This window comes from Methyloceanibacter sp., from assembly GCF_049590335.1.
Taxonomy (GTDB): Bacteria; Pseudomonadota; Alphaproteobacteria; order Rhizobiales; family Methyloligellaceae; genus Methyloceanibacter.
In genome coordinates, this window is record NZ_JBAWCQ010000009.1 from 1 (window position 1) to 2,453 (window position 2,453).

Annotated in this window: 4 protein-coding genes; 3 read left to right on the top strand and 1 reads right to left on the bottom strand. The window is 61.1% G+C overall.

Annotation, left to right across the window (positions count from 1 at the left end):
• On the top strand, positions 1-698 hold a 698-nt coding region (locus WBQ77_RS00600), incomplete at its 5' end, for a hypothetical protein (protein WP_424058439.1).
• Between the two features lie 43 nt (positions 699-741).
• Positions 742-1,083, top strand: a complete 342-nt coding sequence (locus WBQ77_RS00605; RefSeq protein WP_424042562.1) for a hypothetical protein — start codon at positions 742-744, stop codon at positions 1,081-1,083.
• A gap of 24 nt (positions 1,084-1,107) precedes the next feature.
• Here the strand turns inward: WBQ77_RS00605 and gpmA are convergent, their stop codons facing one another.
• Positions 1,108-1,851 (bottom strand): 2,3-diphosphoglycerate-dependent phosphoglycerate mutase, encoded by a 744-nt coding sequence (gene gpmA, locus WBQ77_RS00610; protein ID WP_424042561.1) that lies wholly within the window; start codon positions 1,849-1,851, stop codon positions 1,108-1,110.
• Positions 1,852-2,080: 229 nt separating this feature from the next.
• On the opposite strand from gpmA, the gene WBQ77_RS00615 reads away from it, so the two are divergent.
• On the top strand, positions 2,081-2,453 hold a 373-nt coding region (locus tag WBQ77_RS00615; protein ID WP_424058441.1), incomplete at its 3' end, for an AsmA family protein.

Genomic DNA, 2,453 nt, shown 5'->3' on the forward strand with positions numbered 1-2,453 from the left:
TGGTGGATGAAGTCGAAAAGATTATCTCACGCCTGAACGGCATCGACCCGGAGCGGCCCTATTTCGACCCGCTGGTGGTTGAGGAGGCCGTCGGCCGGCATGCGCGGCTGATCGGGTTCCGCGACGTCGCCTTTAACTGGGCCATGGGACCCCAGCAGGCCAATACGGAGCTCTCGGGTATCGACTTCGCCAGCTCCGAGTCCTGCCTTTGGGCGCAAACCACAAAGTCGATGCGGGACCAGGCGCTGGCCGAACTCAATTCGGACGAAGCGGTGTTGGCGGCGTACCGGCAGGCGCAAACGATGGCGGCGGAACGGATCGCCGATGCTTTGCATCTGGAAATTTTCGCCGTGGCGCTGCGCAACCTCATTTCCGGCGACGCAGGCACGCGCAGCTACAATGTCGCCTCCTTGGTGACATCGGTGATGCGCGACGTGGTGGCAAGTTCAAGCGTCGAGAGCGAGCGGCTGGAAGATCTCAATGAAGCCTATCTGCCCTTCGCCGATGCCCTGATGGCTGGGCTGGGCTCCTTCTGGATCGTTGGGGAGCGCTTTGTCTGCTTGCCCTTACCCCGGCTGACGCTGGAGAATGGAGCGCTCGTTTCGGACGGGCGACCGGCGGCCGTCTGGCCGAACGGTGAAGCCTACGCCTTTCGCGAAGACGGCTTCTTTCCGGCTTTGCAGTCGGTCGAGTGGTAGTCGGCGACATGTTCCCGATCGGCTCGGACCGGAGGAGGTAGCAATGAAGAACTCACGCTTGAGCGGCACTGGAATCAGGCGTGGCAAGGCTGCGGCGATCGCCGCTGCCATCCTGGCCGTGGCCGTGATTGCGGCGACCACGTCTCCTGCGGCTGCGAAGATCCGCTGCAAGGGGATTTTCCAAGTCACCAAGAATGGCTTGATTTCGAGGCCCTATTGCCAGGACCGGGAGATCGCACGCGTGGCCCGGAGCTATGGCTGGCGCGTCTCCGATGCCGATGTCAGCAACAATGCCCTCAAGAAAGTTCGGATTTGCCGGGCGCTCGGCGGTGATACAAGGCTGAAGGGCGCCTGCGGCGCGTACGGGCCTCATACCTTCAGGTAGGCTAACTCTAAGCCCGGTCTCAACTCAGGCGGAGGATGGCGCGGCCTTGGCCTTCGGCAGGGTGTGCGCTTCCTGCCCATCCTCGAGATAGAAGCTCCGGATCGTGCGTAGGCCCTCGTCGAGTTCGTAGACCAGCGGCTTTCCGGTCGGAACTTCGAGGCTTGGGATGTCCTCGTCGGAGATCCCGTCGAGATATTTGATGAGGCCGCGGAGGCTGTTCCCATGGGCGGCGATCAGCGGTGTGCGGCCCTGCATCATGACCGGCTCCACGCGCTCCTGCCAAAACGGCAGCACCCGCGACACGGTATCTTTCAGGCTTTCGGTCAGGGGCAGGTGACGCTGGGGAACCCGCGTATATTTGCGCTGGTTACCAGGAAATCGCGGATCGTCTTCTGACAGCGCCGGCGGTTGGACGGCATAACTCCGGCGCCAGATGTGCAGCTGTTCGGGACCGACGTCCTCCATGACCTCATCCCGCTTCCGCCCTTGGAGCGCGCCATAGTGCCGTTCGTTGAGCCGCCAATTGCGGTCGACGGGCAGCCAGGTCATGTCCAGCGCTTCGAGGACGATCCAGAGGGTATGGATCGCGCGATGCAGATAGGAAGTAAAGCACTGATCGAAATGGATATCGTGGGCACGCAAAAGCTCTGCCGCGCGCTTGGCTTCCTCGATACCGTTGTCGCAAAGATCGACATCTGTCCAGCCGGTAAAGATCGCATCCCGGTTCCAAATGCTTTGGCCGTGTCGAAGTAGAATGAGGCGCGGCATTTGAGATCTCCTGGGAAGTTGTCTGCCTTGACGGCTTATGCGGGCGCCGCGCAAAGAGCAAGCCGATCCCGTGCAACGTCTCTATGGTATCTGGCCCTTATTTGCACCTATTTAAGAGCCAGTTTCCTCCTTCACAGCGATGTTTTGCTGAGCTTTTTGGGGCTTCCCAGACAGACCGGGAATCGCTGTATTCTTGACTAGGACCTCACAAGACCCGCGGAGGGGCATCTTGCGGCTCATCTTTTCAATCCTGACGGCCATTGTGGTCCTGATCGTGGGCCTGATCTTTGTCGCCCCGATGTTTATTTCGGCGGACGATGTGCGCAGCGAGTTGTTCGCGCGGGTGGAGCAGATGACCGGCTACCGGCTCCGTGTCAGCGGTCCGCTGGACATCACCGTGTTTCCCTCGCTTGCGCTTGTGGCCGAAGATGTCGGCGTCACGGAGCCGACGTCCAGCGGTGACAAGGAATTTGCGACCGCGAAAAAAGTGCGGTTCGACCTGCTGCTGACCGGGCTTCTCCAGGGCAATGTTCGCGTGCGGGAAGTCACCTTGGTCAATCCCGTGGTTGCTGTGCCCCAGAGCATGGCGGCACCACCCAAGG

Bases quoted from the DNA above. Each gene is read 5' to 3' on its own strand.
- WBQ77_RS00605 (WP_424042562.1), top strand. From the start codon at position 742: ATGAAGAACTCACGCTTGAGCGGCACTGGAATCAGGCGTGGCAAGGCT.
- gpmA (WP_424042561.1), bottom strand. From the start codon at position 1,851: ATGCCGCGCCTCATTCTACTTCGACACGGCCAAAGCATTTGGAACCGG.